Genomic DNA, 19407 nt, shown 5'->3' on the forward strand with positions numbered 1-19407 from the left:
ACTGTGCGGGCTAATTCTTGGCGGTACAATTTATCTCAATAAAAGAAGCAGGCTTCAATCGAAAAGCCACTCGCGGATCGCTCCGCGTGGTGGCTTTTTTCTTTAGTGTTCAATAAACCTTTCGGACCGTGCCGGTAATTCACGTAATAATCGTCGACATGCAATAGAATTACTTGTCGAAAATATTTTTGCAGACCGGCCTTGTTTTCAGGCAGCGAGTGCCAACATCGTAATCACGCTTTCTATAAGGTATGCCATGACAACTTCGAAATTAACCGAGCAAACGACGCTGCCCTTACTGCCGTTGCGCGACGTCGTCGTGTTTCCGCATATGGTCATACCCCTGTTTGTCGGCCGCCCTAAATCGATCAAGGCCCTCGAGGCCGCGATGGAGCAGGGCAAGAGCATCATGCTGGCCGCCCAGAAGGCCGCCGCCAAGGACGAGCCGTCGGCGTCCGACATCTACGAAATCGGCTGCGTGGCCAACATCCTGCAGATGCTGAAGCTGCCGGACGGCACCGTCAAGGTGCTGGTCGAAGGATCCCAGCGCGCCCGCATCAACCACATCAGCGATTCGCCGACCCATTTCATCGCCGACCTGACCCCGATCAACTCGGAAATCGGCGACGATTCCGAAGTCGAGGCGATGCGCCGCGCGATCGTCCAGCAGTTCGACCAGTACGTCAAACTGAACAAGAAGATCCCGCCCGAGATCCTGGCTTCGCTGGCCGGCATCGACGACGCCGGCCGCCTGGCCGACACCGTGGCCGCCCACCTGCCGCTGAAACTCGAGCAGAAACAGGTCATCCTCGAAATCTTCAACGTCGCCAAGCGCCTCGAGCACCTGCTCGGCCAGCTGGAAGGCGAACTCGACATCCTGCAGGTCGAAAAGCGCATCCGCGGCCGCGTCAAGCGCCAGATGGAAAAGTCGCAGCGCGAGTACTACCTGAACGAGCAGGTCAAGGCGATCCAGAAGGAACTGGGCGAAGGCGAAGACGGCGCCGACATCGACGAGCTCGAGAAGAAGGTGATCGCCGCCAAGATGCCGAAAGAGGCGCTCGACAAGGCCACCAACGAACTCAAGAAGCTCAAGCTGATGTCGCCGATGTCGGCCGAAGCGACGGTGGTGCGCAACTACATCGACACCCTGGTCGGCCTGCCGTGGAAGAAGAAGTCCAAGGTCAACAACGACCTGTCGAATGCCGAGAAGGTGCTCGAGGGCGACCACTACGGCCTCGACAAGGTCAAGGAACGCATCCTGGAATACCTCGCGGTCCAGCAGCGCGTCGACAAGCTGAAGGCCCCGATCCTGTGCTTCGTCGGCCCTCCGGGCGTCGGCAAGACCTCGCTCGGCCAGTCGATCGCGCGCGCCACGAACCGCAAGTTCGTGCGCATGGCGCTGGGCGGCGTGCGCGACGAAGCCGAGATCCGCGGCCACCGCCGCACCTACATCGGCTCGATGCCGGGCAAGGTGCTGCAGTCGCTGTCGAAGGTCGGCGTGCGCAACCCGCTGTTCCTGCTCGACGAAATCGACAAGATGGGCGCGGACTTCCGCGGCGATCCGTCGTCGGCGCTGCTCGAGGTGCTCGATCCGGAGCAGAACCACACGTTCTCGGACCACTACATCGAAGTCGACTTCGACCTGTCGGACGTGATGTTCGTGGCGACCTCGAACTCGTACAACATCCCGCCGGCGCTGCTCGACCGCATGGAAGTCATTCGCCTGTCCGGTTACACGGAAGACGAGAAGACCAGCATCGCCCAGCGCTACCTGCTGCCGAAGCAGGTCAAGGCGAACGGCCTGAAAGAGGACGAGATCAGCGTCGCTGAATCGGCGATCCGCGACATCATCCGCTACTACACCCGCGAAGCTGGCGTGCGTTCGCTCGAGCGCGAAATCTCGAAGATCTGCCGCAAGGTCGTCAAGATGCTGCTGCTGAAGAAGTCCGACAAGAAGGTCATCGTCAGCAACAAGAACCTCGACAAATTCCTCGGCGTGCGGCGCTACGATTTCGGCGTCGCCGAAAAGGAAAACCAGGTCGGCCAGGTGGTCGGCCTGGCGTGGACCGAAGTGGGCGGCGATTTGCTGACCATCGAAGCGGTGCAGATCCCGGGCAAGGGCGCCGTCGTGCGCACCGGTACCCTGGGCGACGTGATGAAGGAGTCGATCGAAGCGGCCCGCACGGTGGTGCGTTCGCGCGCCAACCGCCTCGGCATCAAGAACGAAGTGTTCGAGAAGAGCGACATTCACATCCACGTGCCGGAAGGCGCGACGCCGAAGGATGGTCCGTCGGCCGGCATCGCGATGACGACTGCGCTCGTGTCGGTATTTACCGGCATTCCGGTGCGCGCCGATGTGGCGATGACGGGCGAGATCACGCTGCGCGGCGAAGTGCTGCCGATCGGCGGCCTGAAAGAGAAGCTGCTGGCGGCTCAGCGCGGCGGCATCAAGACGGTCCTGATCCCGGAGCAGAACGTCAAGGACCTCGCCGAGATCCCTGACACGGTGAAGAACAAGCTCGAAATCGTGCCGGTGCGCTGGATCGACAAGGTGCTCGAGATCGCGCTGGAGCGTCGTCCCGAGGCGATCGTCGAAGCGGCGCCGGTGGCCGCGGTGCCGGCGGCCGCGCAGGCCGACGGCCAGACCGGGGTCGTCAAGCACTAAGCGGCTTTTCAAGCTGTCGAACAGGCGCCTTCGTGGCGCCTGTTTTTTTGGGGTGTCGGCGATCGCGCTTGACACATGCGGTGGCGGCTTGTTTAATACGCCCTGCGGATTTTTTCCGCCGTGCGAAAATCGCGCGAAATTAAAAATGGATGGGGAATCGAGTGAACAAGACAGAACTAATCGAAGAAATCGCGAAGTCGGCGGACATCACCAAGGCCTCCGCCACGCGCGCACTCGACGCCATGATGGAAGCGGTCACGACCAGCCTGAAGAACAACGACAGCGTCACGCTGGTCGGCTTCGGCACCTTCACCGTGGGCGAGCGCGCCGCGCGCACCGGCCGCAATCCGCGCACCAATGAAGCGATCAAGATCGCCGCCGCCAAAGTTCCTAAATTTAAAGCTGGCAAAGCACTCAAAGATGCAGTAAACTAATTGCCTTTGGCGAGGTGACAATCGCCAGAAGCAGCCGGGAGTGACATCCTGGTTGGCAGTACCATGTGTTTAACGGAGCGGTAGTTCAGTTGGTTAGAATACCGGCCTGTCACGTCGGGGGTCGCGGGTTCGAGTCCCGTCCGCTCCGCCATCAAACACACCGAATTAGGAGTGGTAGTTCAGTTGGTTAGAATACCGGCCTGTCACGTCGGGGGTCGCGGGTTCGAGTCCCGTCCGCTCCGCCAGCATTAAGAAAGAAAGGCGAACGTGAGTTCGTCTTTTTTTTTGTCTGAAATTTAATCGCATTCTCTCGACAAGAATTGGTTGACCATGTTTGAATTTATTCGTACCCACAAGCGTCTGATGCAGCTTTTGCTGGCCTTGCTGATCCTGCCGTCGTTCGTGCTGGTCGGCGTCTCCAGCTACCAGGACAAGGGCGGCCGCGCCAACGCCGTCGCCAACGTCGATGGCCTGCCCGTCACGCAGCAGGAGTGGGAATCGGCGCAGCGCAGCCAGATCGACCGCTATCGCCAGGCGATGGGCGCGCAATTCGACCAGAAGTTGTTCGACACGCCGGAAGCCAAGCGCGCCACGCTCGACAACCTGATCGCCCAGCGCGCGCTGACCGGCGAAGTGGCACGCAATCACCTGACCATCACCGACGCCATGCTGGCCGGGTTTTACACCGAACAGTTTCAGGGCGACGTCGAGCGCTACAAGGCGGTCGCCGCCGCGCAGGGCCTGACCACGCTGGGCCTCGACGCCCGCGTGCGCCGCGACCTGGCGATGCAGCAGCTGACCAGCGCCGTCGAAGCGACCGCGTTCGCGCCGCGCTCGATCGCCACGCGCCTGTCCGACATCAACGACCAGGAACGCGAAGTGCAGGAGCTGGTATTCCCGGCCGCCGAGTACGCGTCGCAGGTCAAGGTCACCGACGAGATGGTCAAGGCGTTCTACGACAAGAACGCCGCGATGTTCGCGATCCCCGAGCAGGTGAAGGCCGAATACGTGCTGTTCACGCCGGAATCGCTGGAAGGCCAGGTCGCCGTCAGCGACGCCGAAATCGCCGACTTCTATTCCAAGAACCAGCCGCGCTTCGCCACCAAGGAAGAGCGCAAGGCCAGCCACATCCTGATCACGGTGAAGAAGGACGCGCCGGCCGCCGAGAAAGCCGCCGCCAAGGCCAAGGCCGAGGCGCTGCTCGCGCAACTGAAAAAGGCTCCGGGCGATTTCGCCAGGCTGGCCAAGGAAAACTCGCAGGACCCGGGTTCGGCTGAACTGGGCGGCGACCTGGGCGTGGTGGAGAAGGGCGCCTTCGTCAAGTCGGTCGAAGACGCGATCTACCAGCTCAAGCAGGGCGAGATCAGCGGCGTGGTGCCGTCGGAGTACGGTTTCCACATCATCACCGTCACCTCGCTCAAGCCGGCGACGCAGAAGCCGCTCGAGCAGGCCAAGGACGAAATCGCCGCAGAGCTGAAGAAGCAGAAGATGTCGAAGAAGTACTCGGAACTGGCGGAGCAGTTCAGCAACACGCTGTACGAGCAGTCGGACAGCTTGAAGCCGGCCGCCGACAAGCTGAAGCTGAAGATCGAAACGATCGACAACCTGACCCGTACGCCAGCGCCGGCCCTGGCCTCGGCGCCGTACAACAACGCGAAGTTCATCGCCGCGATCTTCGGCGACGACGCCGTCAAGAACAAGCGCAATACCGAAGCGGTGCAGGCCGGCCCGAACACCCTGATCGCCGGCCGCGTGGTTGAATTCAAACCGGCGAGCAAGCGTCCGCTGGCTGAAGTCGAGGCGGTGATTCGCCAGCGCGTGATGGTGGAAGAAGCCGTCAAGTTGGCGCACAAGGCCGGCGAAGCCAAGCTGGCAGCGGCCAGGGCATCGGGCGACGCGGCCGGTTTCGGCGAAGCGAAGATCGTCAGCCGCACCAAGCAGCCGACCATCAATCCGGTCGCCGCGATGGCGGTGCTGAAGGCAGACGTGTCCAAGCTGCCGGCGTATGTGGGCGTGGACCTGCCGGGCCAGGGTTATGGCGTGTACCGCATCGGCAAGGTGAGCCAGGCCGCGGCGCCGGATGCCGCGCGCCGCAAGTTGGAGCAGGAGCAGATCACCGGCGCGCTGGGCCAGCAGGACATGTACAACTACACCGAAGCGATCAAGGTCAAGGCTAAAGCCAAAGTGCTGCACCAGCCGGTGGACAGCGCCGCCAAGTAAAGCAGGCATGCCACAAAAAGCCCGGACGCGACAGCGGACCGGGCTTTTTCATTTGGAACCGACCCCAATCCCCATCCGTTCGCGCGCGCACAGAGTCTGTCCATGACAGCGGCTATGATCGACCTTCGCTACACTGATCCCACAACCGAGTGAAGGAAATACCATGTCCGCATACGACCATTCCGCCCATGTCGCCGAGCTGCGCGACAAGATCAAGCCGGTGCGCTTCGCCATGTTCACCACCGTCGACCAGCACGGGCACCTGACGAGCCAGCCGATGACCAACCAGGAAGTCGACGCCGACGGCGGGCTGTGGTTCTACACCTCGACCGCAACCGACCTGTGGGAGAACATCGCCGCCAATCCGAAGGTCAACCTGAGCTTCGCCGAACCGGCCGACAGCCTGTACGTATCGATCAGCGGCACCGCCGAACGGGTGGTCGACCGCGAGCGGATCAGGGCCTTGTGGAATCCGATGGTGGCCGCCTGGTTCCCGAACGGCGTCGAAGACCCTCACGTGGTGCTGGTCCGGGTCGCCGCGCGGACGGTGCACTTCTGGGACTCGAACGACAACAAGGTGACGCAGATGTTCGAGATGGCCAAGGCGGCCATCACCGGCACGCGCCCGGAGATCGAGCCGGGCGAGCACGGCAAGATCAGGCTGTAGCCGCTCAGCGCACCAGCTGCCCCACGCGCGGGTGCAGTGCGACGAAGCGCGCTGCTGCGCCGCACACCAGCGCGAAGCCGACGATGATGGCCAGTTCCACGGCGGCCACGCACAGCGCAAGCTGGAGCGCGCCGGGCTGGTGGCCGCGGATTAACTGCAACAGCGCTGCCGCGACAGCGGACACTGTCGCCAGCAGGATGGCCTGCGCCAGCACGTCGGTGGCCAGCCATCGCGCCAGCGCCCGCGCCGGCATGCCGATGCAGGCGCGCAGCGAGGTCTCGCGCCGCACCGCGCCGTAGACCCCGTGCACGTACAGGCCGATGCCCGCAAGCAGGCTCGCCGCGGCGAACCATCCCGACAGCCGCGACACCGACATCAGGCGCGACGCCTGGCCCTGCACCTGCAGGCCGACGGGTTGCACTTTCAGGTCGAGCCGGTACTTGGTGCGCGCCCGCTCCGACAGGACGCGCAGTTCATCGGGATCATTAAAACTGAGCCATACAGTTTCGATTTTGCCGAGCGCGCCGCTGCCGGCAATGTCCGACAGCGCGGCCAGCGGCATCGCCAGCGTGCCGCGCGCGCCTTCGTGGTCTAGCAGGTGCAGGCCGGCGGGGAAGGGCGCCACCAGGCAGCGCCAGTTCGGCGGCAGGTACAGCAGGCGTCCCGGCCCATAGGACGCATCATCGGCGTGCAGCAGGGCGCAGGACGGGAAGGACGCCGCGGGTTCGCCGTCGCTTGCCTCGATGCGGTAGAACAGGGCGTCGACCAGCGTGGTGCGGGCATCGCGCGAGCCGCGGATCGCGAAGCTGCCGCGGATCTTCAGGATGCTCGCGGCCGAATTGAGCAGGGCGAATTCGACGAACTCGCGCGGGAACAGCGACACGTGCTTCCTGCCGTCGGCCTGCCAGGATTTCTCGATCGAGATCCGGTACGCCTGGTGGCCGCCGAGCCGGCCGGCCTGGGCCTGCATCGATTCGAGCAACTGGCGCTGCGCGGCGGCGTCGAACAGGGCCAGCCAGGCCAGCATGCATGCGGCAATCGCAATCGCCGAGCGCGCCGGCACGCGCCAGGCGCGCCGCAAGGCGTGACGCACCTGGCCGTTCACAGCGCCAGGTCGGCCGTTGCGCTGATCCGTCCGCCGTCGACGTGAATGGTGCGCGCCATCGCCTGCTGGACCTGCTGGCTGTGGGTCACCACCACAATGGTCGTGCCTTCGCGGGCGAGTGAGTTGAGCAGCGACAGCACCTCGGCGGCGCTGTCGTCGTCAAGGCTGCCGGTCGGTTCGTCCGCGAGGATCAGCGGCGGCGCGCGCATCATCGCGCGGGCGATCGCCGCTCGTTGCGCCTGTCCGCCCGACACTTCGCCCGGAAACCGGTCGGCCAGCTCCAGGATGCCGACCCGGTCGAGCAGGGCGTGCGCGCGCGGAATCGCATCGCGCGCCTTGCCCGGCAGATGCTCGACCGGCACCAGCAGGTTCTCGGTCAGGGTCAGGTGCGGCAGCAGGGAGAAGTTCTGGAAGACGAATCCGACCTGTTCGCCGCGGTAGGCCGCCAGTTCGGCCGGCGACTTCCGCGCCAGGTCCATGCCGCGAAACAGGCAGGAGCCGCTATTGGGCCGCATCAAGCCGCCGATCACCGACAACAGCGTGGATTTGCCGCTGCCGCTTGGGCCCATGATTGCGACACGGTCGTTTTCGGCGATCGCCAGGCTGATGTTGGCGAGCGCCGGCCAGCGGGTCTGCCGTCCGTAAAATACCGACAGGTCGCGTATTTCGATTAAGTCCATCAAGCTCTCCACGTCATCGTCATTTGAGGGTGAACGCGGTTGGCGTGTCGATCACCACTTCCGCATTCATCCCGGGCAGCAGGCCACCCTTCATGGCGCCTTTCAGCCCCACCTGGAATTCGCGCCGCGAGATGCCGCCGTCGGCGGCGATCACCGGCGAGATCGACGTGATCTTCGCGTCGACCGAGTTATTCAGGACGCCGTTCACCTGCAGGCTGACCGGGCTGCCGATCGAGAGAAGCAGCGCATCGCTTTCCTTGACCGCGCAGCTGGCGACGAGGCGCGAGGGATCGGCGATCTCGAACAGCACGTCGCCGCCGCCCATGCCTTCGCTGCCGGACCCGATCACCATGCCCGCTTCGACAGAGCGCGACAGGACGATGCCGTCGAACGGCGACAGCACCAGCGATTTGCGCAGCTGTTCGTCGAGCGTTTTCAGGTCCAGCTGGCTGAGCGACTGGCTCAATTCGTTGTCGCGCAAATCCGAGCGCCGCTCCGCCAGGCTGGCCATCTCCTTGCCGTATTTGGGCAGGAAGGGCGATTTGACGCCGGCCAGGTCCTGCACCACCGAGAACTCCTTTTCGGCGCGGGTGATTTGGAAACGCAGCAATTCGGCCTTGCCGGCGAGGCGCCGCAATTCGATCTGGGCGCGTGCCTTTTTGAGGTTGAGGTCCGCGATGTTAATCGACGCCAGCACGTCGCCTTTCTTGACGCGCGCGCCTTGTTCGACTTTCACTTCCTTGACCTCGCCGCCGATCTGCGACTTGAGCCGCACCACGCGCGAGGGCTTGATCACGCACGTCCCCTGGACGTGATACGTGGACAGCTGGCGCGGCGACGCGTCCGGATCCGGGCCGCGCGCCTTTTCGTCCGAGCGGGTATTGCAGCCCGAGACGACGGCGAACGTAGCGGCGATGCCGAGGCAGGCGATGGCGTGAATGCGCATGGCGTCAGGCGTTGAGTTGGGCGAGCAGCCGATTGCGCGCGCCGTATCCCGTGATCCCCATCAGGAGCAGGTTGGCCGCCATCGCAATCGCGATCAGGCAGGCCACGACGGGAGCCAGGGACGCGGGGTGGACGCGGGACGACCCGGCGATTATCACCAGCATGCCGACTGCGCATCCCGCCGCCAGTCCGAGCGAGATTGCCGATACCGCGGGACGGATGCTGATCCAGACCGCATGGCGCGCCGAGGCGCCCACCGCGACGCGCAACGCGCACTCATGGCGCATGCGCGCCTGCAGGGTGAAGGCGAGCATCGTCAGAAGCAGGGCCGATATTCCCGCCAGCGCGAGCAGCAGGCGCCGGGCCCAATCGGCGAGCACACTCAAGCCCAGTTCCTCGGCAAAATGATCGGACAGCAGCGCCACGGACAATGTGGTTTTCGGCCTTGCTGGTTGCGCGTTCGCGACGAATTCCTTCATCGATTTCATGGCGCCGGCGATATCCTCGTCATCCCTTATTCTGACAAACAGATTTACCGAGGGGATCAGGAATATCCCCGGTATCGAGAATTTCGGCTCGCGGCCGGTGGTAAACAGGGCGTCGTCGAAAATATGCGCGCCACGCGGAAGTTCATAGGCGGCGCCAGGCAGGCGGATCGCGTATTTCGCCTTGGACCAGTCGATCGCATCGCGCAGTTCCGCCGGCAAGGCGTCGACCATTTCGCCGGGCAGGCCGAGCGTCGCGGCACTGGATTCGGTGCCGGTATGCAGCCGTTCTTTCAGCCGCGCGGACGGAATATATTCACCCTGGCGCAAAAGTTTCGGATTGCCGAGGCCGAATAAATTCACAAATTCGGGCGCCACATTAAACACGGTGACGTCCGCCGACAGCCCGCCGGCCAGCTGCAGTTTCCCATTGCTTTTACCCACGGCCATAATCGCCGCGACTCCGGGCATATGCGCCAGGCGCGCCAGCGATTCATCCGCCAGCACCGCGCGCGGCCCCTCCGCGGCGCTCGGCTTGTTCGCGATCAGGCTCCTGGCATCGGCGCCGCTTGTTTCGGCCTGGCCGTTTTCGGCCGATATCACGATGGTGCGATCGAATCCCCATTGGGTCAATTCTCCTTCGATGGCGCCGCGCTGGTGACTGACCAGGCCCATGAATATGATTGCGGCCATCGACAAGGCGCCGGTGGTTAACAGAATTGACTTTTCGCGCAACAGAGCCATGGCTAGCCGGTCAAGAAAAGGAGAGAGGGGCAGAAACGGATCGATGGACCGACCGCCTCCGATCAATGTCAAGCCAGAAGAATGGGGGAGTTTACTTTCACACCGGAGACGTAGGGTGGACGGGGCGGTAAGGCGCCGCCAAAACAGCGGCAGAAATGTCCGCCAATACGCTCCGGTGAAAAATGACTAGGGTCGGCCCCGATCTGGCGCCGACATTATCTGCACACGGTACACGCGCACAGTTGCGTGCCCTTGACTTTCACACAGCTGCAGCCGGAGCAGGATTGGGCCGCGATCGCGGCTGCCGAGAGGCACAGCAATGCGATAGTCGCGATCAGTTTCTTATTGAGAATCATGATTTCTCCTTCGTCGAGTGGGCGCCGAATACCAAAGTCCGTGGCGCAATTGCCGTTGTTGAGTTCGGCACGAGGAAATCATACCGTCGCATCAGATCCATCGATTGCCTGTTTGCTCAAGCCATGTGCTTGGTTTACGCAGCGAACAGCAAGGGAAGGTCGATGGAGGGTGTTGCTTTGAGATTGTTGGTCGACGGCGGTGCTGATGGCCGGGGAAAAAATGTGGGAGCTAAATTTCTGAATGGACCGCGCCAACAATTTAGCTACTTGCCACGGTCGCCCGTTCATCCACACCTGGAATGGACCAATACCAATTGCTATTCGGTCCCTGTTGCCCATAATGAGTTAAGGCGGCACATTTTTCCGACAACGTTCCTAAGGAAATCCGGCACAAAAAGGAGAATCGGCCATGCGCATTGCGAAAGAAGACGTCGACGTGAAAATGGAAATTCCAGGTGCGTTGATCTGTCAGCGGACGGAGTTCGGTGACGCAACGGGATTAGGCAAGATGAGCGGCGAGTATTTCAAACTATCCGCCGGCGTTGACACGACGCCGCTGTTTCAAGGGCTGGAAGGCAACTTGTGCCAGTGTCCGCATTGGGGGTTCGTCTTGCGCGGCGAGCTGACTACCACCGACGCGGATGGTGAGCATGAGACCGTGAAGGCGAACGATCTCTTTTACTGGCCACCCGGGCATAACGTGAAGGTCGACGCCGATGCGGAAATCATCATGTTCAGCCCTCAGCGCGAACACAGCCATGTCATCAACCACATGATCGATAAGGTAAAAGGTTAGTGTGGAAGATCGGGCTGCTGTCCATCCAGTAGTACAAGGCCTCGAACAGCTGTAGCCATGGGATCATCGCAAAAACGCTATTTGACATAATATAAATTATGCGAAATACGGCCATACTGAAAAGAAGCGGGGTTCCTGGCCAAATATCGCCTCAGCGTGCGTCCAAGCCGCACGCTGACGAAAGTCGACCAATACCGATACGCGGCTTGCCGGGGGTGTTAGCTGGAAGCGGCTGCCACTTTTGCGCGCGCGACGTGCAATTTCCTGTAGCTGTCAATCAGGCGCTCGTGCCTGTCGAGCCCCTCCAGCTTCATGCTCGTTGGCGTCAAGCCGAAAAAGCGCACGCTGCCGTCGACAGAGCCGATCACCGCGTCCATCCGGGGATTCCCAAACATCCGGCGGAAATTGACCACGTAATCTTCGAGCTCCAGATCGTCGTCCAGAATGACTTCCAGCACCACATTCATCGCTTGGTAAAACAATCGACGCTCGACGGTGTTGTCGTTGTACTGCAGGAAGGCGCCGACAAGATCATGAGCCTCCTCGAATTGCTGTAGCGCGAGATTTATCAGCAGCTTCAACTCGAGCACGGTTAACTGGCCCCAATCCGTGTTCTCGTCAAATTCGACGCCGATCAGCGTGGCGATGTCGCCGTAATCGTCGAGCTCATTGTTCTCCAGACGCTCAAGCAGCGCCTCCAGGCTGGCATCGTCCAACTGATGCAGGTTCAGGATATCGGACCGGAACAACAGCGCTTTGTTGGTGTTATCCCAGACTAAATCGTCTACCGGGTAAATTTCAGAGTAACCGGGCACCAGAATCCGGCACGCCGTGGCGCCCAGATCGTCGTACACCGCTTGGTACACCTCTTTGCCCATTTCTTCGAGAATGCCGAACAAGGTCGCGGCTTCCTGGGCATTGGAGTCTTCGCCATGGCCGGAAAAATCCCATTCAACGAAATCGTGGTCGGCTTTGGCGCTGAAAAAGCGCCACGACACGATGCCGCTGGAATCGATGAAATGTTCGACAAAGTTGTTTGGCTCCGTCACGGCGTGGCTGGTAAAGGTCGGCGGCGGCAGATCATTTAGGCCTTCGAAGCTGCGGCCCTGCAGCAATTCCGTCAGGCTGCGTTCCAGCGCCACCTCGAAACTTGGGTGCGCTCCGAACGAAGCGAACACGCCGCCTGTGCGCGGATTCATCAATGTCACGCACATCACCGGGTACAGGCCTCCCAGCGATGCATCCTTGACCAGTACCGGAAAGCCTTGCTCTTCCAATCCCTGAATGCCCGCGACGATGCCAGGGTATTTCGCCAGAACTTCCTGCGGCACGTCCGGCAAGGCGATTTCACCTTCCAGAATTTCGCGTTTGACCGCCCTTTCGAAAATCTCCGACAGGCATTGCACCTGAGCTTCGACCAGCGTATTACCCGCACTCATGCCATTGCTGACGTACAGGTTTTCGATCAGGTTGGACGGAAAATAAACGATCTCGCCGTCCGATTTCCGCTCGAACGGCAACGAGCAAATGCCCCGCTTCACATTGCCGGAGTTGGTGTCGACCAGGTGCGAACCGCGCAATTCACCGTCGGGATTGTAAATTTCGAGGCAATATTCATCCAGAATTTCAGCCGGCAGCGCATCTTTACGGCCCGGCTTGAACCAACGCTCGTTCGGATAATGGACGAAGGCCGCGTTGGCGATGTCCTCACCCCAAAACGAACCGGCGTAGAAATGGTTGTTGTTCAGTCGCTCGATATATTCTCCCAGCGCCGACGCCAATGCGCTTTCTTTGGTAGCGCCCTTCCCGTTGGTAAAACACATTGGCGAATGCGCATCGCGGATATGCAGCGACCACACGTTGGGAACGATATTGCGCCACGAGGCGATTTCGATCTTGATGCCCAGGTCCGCCAGCACACCCGACATATTGGCGATGGTTTGCTCCAGCGGCAGATCCTTGCCGGCGATATAGGTGCTCGAGTCAGAGTCAGGATTCACCATCAGCAAGGCCTGCGCATCCGCATCGAGATTATCAACCTGCTCGATCACGAACTCCGGCCCGGCTTGCACCACTTTTTTCACCGTACAGCGGTCGATCGAACGCAGGATACCTTCGCGATCCTTGTCGGAGATATCCGCTGGCAGCTCGACCTGGATCTTGAAAATCTGCTGATACCGGTTTTCGGGATCCACGATATTGTTTTGCGACAGGCGGATATTTTCGGTCGGAATATTGCGAGTTACGCAATACAGCTTGACGAAATACGCCGCGCACAAGGCCGACGAGGCGAGGAAATAGTCGAACGGGCCGGGCGCGGAGCCGTCGCCCTTGTAGCGGATCGGCTGGTCGGCGACGACCGTGAAATCATCGAACTTGGCTTCGAGACGTAGCTTGTCGAGAAAGTTGACCTTAATTTCCATGGGAGAATTCCAAAAACAGTGCTCAAAATGGCGTGGCAGCTATTATCGGTTGTTTCCTCCCCCGGGGCCATGGCGATTTCACCGCGCGGCGCCTACGCTTTCTTCCTGCGCGCCGCTGCCGCGTCTGCGTTCAATGCAACGGCCGAGCGCACGAGCGCTTTAAATGCGGTTTCATTCATGTCGTCGGCTTCATGGATGTCGATCGCGCGCCGCGTGTTACCGTCGAGGCTGGAATTGAACAGCCCCGCGGGATCCTCCAGCGCCGCGCCCTTGGCGAACGTCAGCTTGACGGCGGTCTTGTAGGTCTCGCCGGTGCAGATGATGCCGTCGCGCTCCCACACCGGAACACCGCGCCATTTCACCGTTTCGACGGCGTCGGGAACGGCTTGCCTGATCAGCGCCCGCACGCGCGCCAGCGTCTCGCCGCGCCAGTCGCCCAGCGCCTTGATTTTCGCGTCGATTAATTGCGATGCGGATTCCTCTGACTGCGATTCGCTCGAAGCGGCTGTCCTGGTGGCCATGCGCGGTGTCCTTCATGGTGATGTGGTAGCGATAGTCTACCTCGTCAGGAAGGCTCCGGCCCGAAAAAGCAATCAGCCGGCGCCCGATGAACGGGGGCCGGCTGACGGGAGCGAGCGACGCGTAGTGTTTAATGCAGCGAAGTGACTGCGTAGCCTTTTTCAGCAATTTGCTCGGACACGTGATTGATCTCGTAATCTTCCAGGTGCTCGGCGCCGTCTTCGACTTCGATCGCCCTCGCCTCGACTTGCCAATCGGTATTGGTGGCTTCTTCGGGAATATTGCGGGTTTCCGGGACGGCCAAATAGGAGAACTTGCCGTCGTTCTCGGCCCTGCGGTAGATGTCCAAGCGCATGATGATTTTTCCTATAGTCAAGACAGACCGACGCATTCGGGGTGAAAGTCGGGTCCGAGTCTTACCTTAGGCCGGTGACGACGCTCCGTCTGTTAGATGCAGCACACTGGAGCACTAGCGGCCGGGACTGCCGCGCAAGATCCGCGCAGGCAACATGACGATCGCGCGCAGCAGCTCGAAGACGGCTTCGACGCCGACGCCGATGATGCGGAACGGCAGCAAGATCAGCCAAGCCAACGGATACAGCACCAGCGCGAGCAAGGCCAGCGGCCAGCACAGGAACAGCAGCACCAACCACACCAGAAAACTCATCACGGCGATCTCCTTTCGGGAAGACGATTTACGTGAGGCTACTGTAAGGCGCGCCCAGCAGGCATGCAAACCGCATGCGACGAACTGCATGCTGGCGCGAATGGGGGGCGAAATCCGGCGACGAACGGGAGCCTATTGCCCCAGGCAGATGATCTTGGTGGCGTACTCCTTCGAATTGGGCTTCTTGCTCAGCGCCCAGTCGATTGCCTCCTGTGCCTCGGCAACCGTCATCACGGTCGCCTTTTCCTTGTTTTTGATAAAGGAAACGCCCTCGAACTTTCCGTCCTTGCCGCGCATGACCTTGGCGAACACGGGCGGCCTGGTCTCGCCGTCGGCGACCTTATTTTGTTGAACGAGATAGCGCTGGTCGATGTTTTCCATGGGAGAAGCTCAAAAATGTAGATCCGAAGACCCACATTTTACGGCCTGACGGCCGCCGGTGTCGGGAAAAACGGTCGGGCCGCGCAGGCCGGACCGTCACATGCAGAAAAGTCAGGCAAATTCGGCGGTGCGCGGCGCCGCTTGCGCGACCGCCTGCGTGACCACTTCGGCGCGCATGGTCGCCTCGAGCGAAGGCAGAGAGCCGCCGGCGCGGTAATGGAAGCTCACCTGCAGCACGTCGCCCGCCAGCACCGCGACCGGCGTTGCCAGCGGCATCGCCATGTAATGGTTGAGCCAGTCGATCGTGCCTGATTCCTCCGGCACCACCGCCAGGATGTTCTTGGTGATGAAGCGCAGCGCATTCAGCGTGCCGGCTTTCTCGACCAGGAACTGGCCTTCGAACGCGATCAGCGAATCGGTCGGCTGGCTGAAGTCCATGACGCTGTACACCGCCGGCGCCGACAGCTCGACCGTGCCCGGATAGATGACGGCGGTTTCCTGGAACTGCACGATCGGCGCGTAGAAGCCTTCGAAATCATATTCCAGCTGCAGCGGCTGGACCGCCATGATGACCGCTTCCGGCATGAAGATCGGCAGCGGGCCGCCGAAGCGCGCCAGGTAGCGGCGCTTGAACGATTCCATCACTTCGACCTGCTTTTCGCGCAACATGCCGACATGGATCATCTCGCAGATGACGACATCGACCGGCTCCGGCGGCAGGTACTCGAAGGCGTCGGCATGGATCACCTCGACCTTGTGGCCGTTCGGATTCATCGCCATGAACTTGCGCGCTTCCTTGACCATGTCCGGGTTGAACTCGACGCAATACACTTTGTCGGCCTTGGCCGCGGCGAACCACGACAGCACGCCGGTGCCGCCGCCTAGCTCGAGGACCTTGGCGCCCGGCTTGACCGCGTAATTGATCGCCGACTTGAAACCGTGCATCCGGTTCTGGTCCATCAGCATGTTGTGATGGTAATGGACGGGGATGAATTGCCCCAGGTAGCAGCTTTCGATTTCGCGTTCGTTCAACATGGTTTTCCTTTTGACGCCTGTTATCGGTTCGACATAGTCATTATCGGCAATCGGAAGGAAGTACCATGCGGCAAGGTCAGTTGCTTTTCCCCGCCAGTTCGGCGTTTGGATCAGCGCTTCGCCAGGTGGGACTCGATGTCGGCGGCGATGCGCGGCTTGTCGGCGCGCAGCGCGATCTGCGCCGCCGTCAGCGCTTCGCTGTTCTTGCGGGTGGCGTCGGCGCCCTCTTCCAGCAGCAGCCGGACCGTCGATTCCTGGCCTTCGCGGGCGGCGATCATCAGCGGCGTGAACTTCGCCGGCGCCTCCGCGTCGATTTTTGCGCCATGCCGCAGCAGGAGTTGGGCGATCTCGTCGTCGCCGCTGGCCGCCGCGTAATGCAGCGCGGTCCAGCCCGGCCGGTTGACGACCGCGCCCTTGACCAGCATGGCGACCACGGCCGGCTTGTTGTGCTTGAACGCGGCCATCATCAGCGCCGTGTTGGTGTTGGGGGCGTTGAGTTCGAGGTCGATCGCCGGTTCGGCCAGCAAGGCGTCGATCACCCGGTTCGAGCCTTCGCGCAGCGCCAGGATCAGCGCCGGCTCGCCGCTGCGCGGATCGATCGCGTTGGGCCCGAGGGTGCGGGCGGCGATCATCCGCTTGACCGTGGTGGCGTCGTCCATCTGCACCGCGCGGAAAAAGCTGGTGACGTCGTCGGACCGGTCAGCCGATGCCGCGGCGGCCGATCCGATACAGCCCAGCAATACGATACACAGGAAATGGCGCAAGCGGCGGATCAGTATCGACATGAGCTTGTCACCGTACCACGTTGAAAAGATTGAAGAAATTGTCGGTCGTCTGCTTCGCGACCTGCTCCAGCGGCACGTCCTTGAGCGTGGCGATGTATTCGGCCACATGGCGCACGTAGCCCGGCTCGTTCATGCGGCCGCGGAACGGCACCGGCGCCAGGTAGGGCGAATCGGTCTCGATCAGCATGCGCTCGAGCGGCACCTCGCGCGCCACCGCCTGCAAGTCCTTCGCGCTCTTGAAGGTCACGATGCCGGAAAACGAAATGTAGAAGCCCATCGCCAGCGCCGCCTGCGCGACTTCCAGCGACTCGGTGAAGCAGTGCATCACGCCGGCGACGCCGCCCTTGTCGGTGCCGGCGCCCTCTTCCTGCATGATGCGGATCGTGTCTTCGCTTGCCGCTCTTGTGTGAATAATCAAGGGCTTACGGGTGATTCTTGATGCTTTGATGTGAGTCCGGAAGCGCTCGCGTTGCCACTCGAGGTCGCCCTCGAGGCGATAATAATCGAGGCCGGTCTCGCCGATCGCGATGATTTTCGGGTGGTCCGCCAGTTTGACCAGCATTTCGACCGATGGTTCCGGCGTGTCCTCGTAATCGGGATGCACGCCGACCGAGGCGTAAATGTGGTGGTACTGCTCGGCCAGGGCAAGAACGCTGGGGAAATCCGGCAGGTCGACCGAGACGCACAAGGCGTGGGTGACCTTGTTCTCATCCATCTTGGCCAGCAGCTCCGGCATGCGAGCGGCCAGCTCGGGGAAATTGATGTGGCAGTGGGAGTCGATAAACATCCCGCGATTGTAGCCGGATGCCGGGCGACGCGCTTGCCCGGATCAGAGGGTGTGGGTGGCACGCGCCGACCGCAGCGCGGCGCCGAGGATTTCTTCGATGCGCAGCTTAGCGCGCTGGCCGGTTTCGTCGTCGGGGAAATGCACGCCGATGCCCTGCGCCTTGTTGTTGTTGGCGGCCGGCGGCGTGATCCAGGCGACCTTGCCGGCGATCGGGTACTTGTTCGGGTCGTCCATCAGGGCCAGGATCAGGTAGATCTCGTCGCCGATCTTGTACGGCTTGGCGGTGGGCACGAACATGCCGCCGTTCTTGAGGAACGGCATATACGCGGCGTACAGCGCCGCCTTTTCCTTGATGGCAAGCGACAGCACCGATGGCCGAGGAATGCTCGGTGCGCTCGGGTCGGTTGGGTTGCCAGTCATTCCTATCCTTTCATGCGAACCGCGTAGGGGCCCCGCTCAGGGCGCAGGGGCGCAACATCCAGTGTAATCAAGCAGCATCGCTTCGACAAACAGTTTTGGCGACAGCGGATGGTCCGCCGTCGCCCGCCGGTCGTTGGTATTCTTGATTGCCAGCAACAATTTAGCAGTGTGCACGGACTCGGCCAAAGCTGCAAGTTCCCTTTTGTAGCGGGGGTAATAGCGGATGCTGCCGGACAGCTTGTACGAAAACACGTCGTACAGCCACCGCTGCTGCCACGACACCAGCGCGGCGAGCGGGGTCTTGCTCAATTTTTCGGCCGTGCGCAGGGCGCTTTCCACATTCGGGCGCGCCAGCATTTGCAGCAGGATGTCCATTTCCTCCCGGTTACCCGCTTCCGACTGGGCCAGCGCGGCCAGCGGCGCGCCACCCTGCTCGCGCAGCCAGCTGTCGGCGTCGGCCAGCCCCTGCTCCTTGAGCCAGCCGAGTGCGGCGGCCTGGTCCGGCATCGGCAGCGCGAACTTGCGGCAGCGCGACAGGATGGTCGGCAGCAGCCGGTCCAGGCTGTTCGACGACAGCAGGAACACGGTGCCCGGCGGCGGTTCTTCCAGCGTCTTCAGCAGCGCGTTCGAAGCGGGCGTGTTGAGCGCCTCGGCCGGATACAGCACCACCACGCGCAAGCCCTGGCGGTGGGTGGAAATGTTCATGAAATCAGCCAGCTGGCGGATTTGCTCGATCTTGATTTCCTTCGACGGCGCCTTGGTCGACTTGGCCTTCTTGCCGGCGTCGGCGTCGGCGCCCTCCTCGCCTTCGGCCGGCGGCTCGTCTTCCAGCGCTTCCGGGCGCACGCGGCGGTAGTCGGGATGATTGTGCTGCGAAAACCAGCCACAGGACACGCAGGCGCCGCAGGCGAAGCCGTCGGCCTGGACGTTTTCGCACAGCAGCGACTGGGCGAAGGCTTCGATGAAATCGGCCTTGCCGGTGCCGGCTTCGCCGTAGAACAGGATCGCATGCGGCATGCGGGCGCGCAGCTCCTGCAACTGCTGCCAGGCGCCGGTTTGCCACGGGTAGATCGGATTATTCATCAATTAATCGGTCGCTTGAAGACGCACGCATTGTATCGTGCCGCGGCAAACGAACGGGACATATAAATAAATCGCCGGGGCCGAATTTATCCCGGCGCGCGCAGTCCAACCTTGCGCAATGCCGGGATCCAGCCACGCCCAGGGGATTAGTCCTTCGAACAAGAACGAAAATGGTGGCAGCACAATGGCTTGTGGCACCACGAAAGGAGA

The 19407-nt window shown here is 61.8% G+C and carries 19 protein-coding genes and 2 tRNA genes; 7 read left to right on the plus strand and 14 right to left on the minus strand.

Annotated features, from left to right (window positions below; translation table 11 throughout):
- Positions 1-256 precede the first annotated feature (256 nt).
- The 6 genes from lon (at position 257) to AC1D02_RS11510 (ending at position 5986) form a co-directional block, all read left to right on the plus strand.
- The gene (lon, locus tag AC1D02_RS11485) at positions 257-2665 is read left to right on the plus strand and encodes an endopeptidase La (RefSeq protein WP_477316841.1); all 2409 of its coding nucleotides are present in this window, start codon (positions 257-259) and stop codon (positions 2663-2665) included.
- 161 nt (positions 2666-2826) lie between these two features.
- The gene (locus tag AC1D02_RS11490) at positions 2827-3099 is read left to right on the plus strand and encodes an HU family DNA-binding protein (protein ID WP_305511121.1); all 273 of its coding nucleotides are present in this window, start codon (positions 2827-2829) and stop codon (positions 3097-3099) included.
- Positions 3100-3173: 74 nt separating this feature from the next.
- Positions 3174-3250 (plus strand) — tRNA-Asp (locus AC1D02_RS11495).
- Between the two features lie 17 nt (positions 3251-3267).
- Positions 3268-3344 (plus strand) — tRNA-Asp (locus AC1D02_RS11500).
- Positions 3345-3462: 118 nt separating this feature from the next.
- Positions 3463-5319, plus strand: coding sequence for a peptidylprolyl isomerase (locus AC1D02_RS11505; RefSeq protein ID WP_477316844.1), 1857 nt, complete (start codon positions 3463-3465; stop codon positions 5317-5319).
- A 163-nt stretch (positions 5320-5482) separates the two neighbouring features.
- On the plus strand, positions 5483-5986 hold the full coding sequence (locus AC1D02_RS11510; protein WP_477316846.1) for a pyridoxamine 5'-phosphate oxidase family protein: 504 nt from the start codon (positions 5483-5485) through the stop codon (positions 5984-5986).
- A 4-nt stretch (positions 5987-5990) separates the two neighbouring features.
- On the opposite strand, the gene AC1D02_RS11515 is transcribed toward AC1D02_RS11510, so the two are convergent.
- Genes AC1D02_RS11515 through AC1D02_RS11530 form a run of 4 tightly spaced genes read right to left on the minus strand, consistent with a single transcriptional unit; the run spans position 5991 to position 9945 of the window.
- Positions 5991-7079, minus strand: coding sequence for a hypothetical protein (locus tag AC1D02_RS11515; protein ID WP_477316848.1), 1089 nt, complete (start codon positions 7077-7079; stop codon positions 5991-5993).
- Positions 7080-7087: 8 nt separating this feature from the next.
- The gene (locus AC1D02_RS11520) at positions 7088-7771 is read right to left on the minus strand and encodes an ABC transporter ATP-binding protein (RefSeq protein WP_477316850.1); all 684 of its coding nucleotides are present in this window, start codon (positions 7769-7771) and stop codon (positions 7088-7090) included.
- 19 nt (positions 7772-7790) lie between these two features.
- The gene (locus tag AC1D02_RS11525) at positions 7791-8717 is read right to left on the minus strand and encodes an efflux RND transporter periplasmic adaptor subunit (RefSeq protein ID WP_477316852.1); all 927 of its coding nucleotides are present in this window, start codon (positions 8715-8717) and stop codon (positions 7791-7793) included.
- A gap of 4 nt (positions 8718-8721) precedes the next feature.
- The gene (locus AC1D02_RS11530) at positions 8722-9945 is read right to left on the minus strand and encodes a hypothetical protein (protein WP_477316854.1); all 1224 of its coding nucleotides are present in this window, start codon (positions 9943-9945) and stop codon (positions 8722-8724) included.
- A gap of 765 nt (positions 9946-10710) precedes the next feature.
- Between AC1D02_RS11530 and AC1D02_RS11535 the strand changes: the two genes are divergently transcribed.
- On the plus strand, positions 10711-11097 hold the full coding sequence (locus AC1D02_RS11535) for a hypothetical protein (RefSeq protein ID WP_477316856.1): 387 nt from the start codon (positions 10711-10713) through the stop codon (positions 11095-11097).
- Between the two features lie 218 nt (positions 11098-11315).
- On the opposite strand, the gene AC1D02_RS11540 is transcribed toward AC1D02_RS11535, so the two are convergent.
- From AC1D02_RS11540 to AC1D02_RS11585, 10 genes are all read right to left on the minus strand, one after another.
- Positions 11316-13520 carry an OsmC domain/YcaO domain-containing protein gene (locus AC1D02_RS11540; RefSeq protein ID WP_477316858.1) on the minus strand — a complete coding sequence of 735 codons (2205 nt, stop codon included), beginning with the start codon at positions 13518-13520 and terminating at the stop codon, positions 11316-11318.
- A 92-nt stretch (positions 13521-13612) separates the two neighbouring features.
- Positions 13613-14041, minus strand: coding sequence for a DUF1801 domain-containing protein (locus AC1D02_RS11545; protein WP_477316860.1), 429 nt, complete (start codon positions 14039-14041; stop codon positions 13613-13615).
- A gap of 128 nt (positions 14042-14169) precedes the next feature.
- Positions 14170-14394 carry a DUF6139 family protein gene (locus tag AC1D02_RS11550; protein WP_477316862.1) on the minus strand — a complete coding sequence of 75 codons (225 nt, stop codon included), beginning with the start codon at positions 14392-14394 and terminating at the stop codon, positions 14170-14172.
- 114 nt (positions 14395-14508) lie between these two features.
- Positions 14509-14709 carry a hypothetical protein gene (locus AC1D02_RS11555; protein ID WP_477316864.1) on the minus strand — a complete coding sequence of 67 codons (201 nt, stop codon included), beginning with the start codon at positions 14707-14709 and terminating at the stop codon, positions 14509-14511.
- Between the two features lie 129 nt (positions 14710-14838).
- Entirely contained in the window at positions 14839-15087 is a 249-nt protein-coding gene (locus tag AC1D02_RS11560) for a hypothetical protein (RefSeq protein WP_477316866.1), read from the minus strand.
- A gap of 111 nt (positions 15088-15198) precedes the next feature.
- Positions 15199-16122, minus strand: coding sequence for a class I SAM-dependent methyltransferase (locus tag AC1D02_RS11565; protein WP_477316868.1), 924 nt, complete (start codon positions 16120-16122; stop codon positions 15199-15201).
- A 110-nt stretch (positions 16123-16232) separates the two neighbouring features.
- Entirely contained in the window at positions 16233-16907 is a 675-nt protein-coding gene (locus AC1D02_RS11570; protein WP_477316870.1) for an ankyrin repeat domain-containing protein, read from the minus strand.
- Positions 16908-16914: 7 nt separating this feature from the next.
- A complete protein-coding gene (locus AC1D02_RS11575; protein ID WP_477316872.1) occupies positions 16915-17694 on the minus strand; it encodes a TatD family hydrolase in 780 nt (259 codons plus the stop codon).
- A gap of 42 nt (positions 17695-17736) precedes the next feature.
- Entirely contained in the window at positions 17737-18114 is a 378-nt protein-coding gene (locus tag AC1D02_RS11580; protein WP_305511136.1) for a PilZ domain-containing protein, read from the minus strand.
- Between the two features lie 36 nt (positions 18115-18150).
- On the minus strand, positions 18151-19197 hold the full coding sequence (locus tag AC1D02_RS11585; RefSeq protein WP_477316874.1) for a DNA polymerase III subunit delta': 1047 nt from the start codon (positions 19195-19197) through the stop codon (positions 18151-18153).
- Positions 19198-19407: the final 210 nt, after the last annotated feature.

Source organism: Massilia sp. P1_C10, from assembly GCF_056406475.1.

Coding starts and splice junctions, on each gene's coding strand:
- lon (WP_477316841.1), top strand. CDS start 257: ATGACAACTTCGAAATTAACCGAGCAAACGACGCTGCCCTTACTGCCG.
- AC1D02_RS11505 (WP_477316844.1), top strand. CDS start 3,463: ATGCAGCTTTTGCTGGCCTTGCTGATCCTGCCGTCGTTCGTGCTGGTC.
- AC1D02_RS11510 (WP_477316846.1), top strand. CDS start 5,483: ATGTCCGCATACGACCATTCCGCCCATGTCGCCGAGCTGCGCGACAAG.
- AC1D02_RS11520 (WP_477316850.1), bottom strand. CDS start 7,771: ATGGACTTAATCGAAATACGCGACCTGTCGGTATTTTACGGACGGCAG.
- AC1D02_RS11525 (WP_477316852.1), bottom strand. CDS start 8,717: ATGCGCATTCACGCCATCGCCTGCCTCGGCATCGCCGCTACGTTCGCC.
- AC1D02_RS11530 (WP_477316854.1), bottom strand. CDS start 9,945: ATGGCTCTGTTGCGCGAAAAGTCAATTCTGTTAACCACCGGCGCCTTG.
- AC1D02_RS11535 (WP_477316856.1), top strand. CDS start 10,711: ATGCGCATTGCGAAAGAAGACGTCGACGTGAAAATGGAAATTCCAGGT.
- AC1D02_RS11540 (WP_477316858.1), bottom strand. CDS start 13,520: ATGGAAATTAAGGTCAACTTTCTCGACAAGCTACGTCTCGAAGCCAAG.
- AC1D02_RS11545 (WP_477316860.1), bottom strand. CDS start 14,041: ATGGCCACCAGGACAGCCGCTTCGAGCGAATCGCAGTCAGAGGAATCC.
- AC1D02_RS11550 (WP_477316862.1), bottom strand. CDS start 14,394: ATGCGCTTGGACATCTACCGCAGGGCCGAGAACGACGGCAAGTTCTCC.
- AC1D02_RS11560 (WP_477316866.1), bottom strand. CDS start 15,087: ATGGAAAACATCGACCAGCGCTATCTCGTTCAACAAAATAAGGTCGCC.
- AC1D02_RS11565 (WP_477316868.1), bottom strand. CDS start 16,122: ATGTTGAACGAACGCGAAATCGAAAGCTGCTACCTGGGGCAATTCATC.
- AC1D02_RS11570 (WP_477316870.1), bottom strand. CDS start 16,907: ATGTCGATACTGATCCGCCGCTTGCGCCATTTCCTGTGTATCGTATTG.
- AC1D02_RS11575 (WP_477316872.1), bottom strand. CDS start 17,694: ATGTTTATCGACTCCCACTGCCACATCAATTTCCCCGAGCTGGCCGCT.
- AC1D02_RS11580 (WP_305511136.1), bottom strand. CDS start 18,114: ATGACTGGCAACCCAACCGACCCGAGCGCACCGAGCATTCCTCGGCCA.
- AC1D02_RS11585 (WP_477316874.1), bottom strand. CDS start 19,197: ATGAATAATCCGATCTACCCGTGGCAAACCGGCGCCTGGCAGCAGTTG.